Annotated in this window: 1 protein-coding gene; it reads right to left on the reverse strand. The window is 64.8% G+C overall.

From position 1 onward, the window contains the following. Window positions 1-153: 153 nt before the first annotated feature. The coding region (locus QSJ97_RS24680; protein ID WP_285675157.1) for a transposase at window positions 154-508 on the reverse strand (355 nt) is incomplete at its 5' end.

The following is a 508-nucleotide window of genomic DNA, read 5'->3' on the forward strand; positions in this document are numbered from 1 at the left end:
AGGACGGCAAGAAGCTGGACACCCGCAAGAACCCTGATTTGAGGCCGGCGCTGCGCGGGGCGACGAGTTGATTGGCGCGGCTCTGGTCGGATCACGGCAGTTCGTGGCCAGGCTCGCTAATTTCGGACGGACTCATCCCATTGCGCGTCTGCGCTAGTGGAAGACGGGGCGGCCCATGTTGTAGGCGATGTTGGCGAGCGTCAGTTTCGCCTCGGCTCGAGCCAGGCCGATGGTCCGGATGAAAAGCCCGAAGCGGGTCTTCTGATGCGCGAAGACATGCTCGACGGCGGCGCGGATCGCGGACTTCTTCGCGTTGGCCCGCGCCATGTGCCTGGGCATCGGCTTGCCGGCGGGCTTCTTCCTGTGGATACGGCTGACCAACAGGCGCATGGCCAGCCAGGCCTCGTTCTGCTGTGATCGATACGCGCTGTCGGCCCAGACCTCGGAGCCCGTGTTCTCCCGGCTGACCACGTGGACGCCTCTATCAACCTCGCTCGTTGGGCGGTTT

Source organism: Paralimibaculum aggregatum (assembly GCF_030270585.1).
Taxonomy (GTDB): Bacteria; Pseudomonadota; Alphaproteobacteria; order Rhodobacterales; family Rhodobacteraceae; genus Thermohalobaculum; species Thermohalobaculum aggregatum.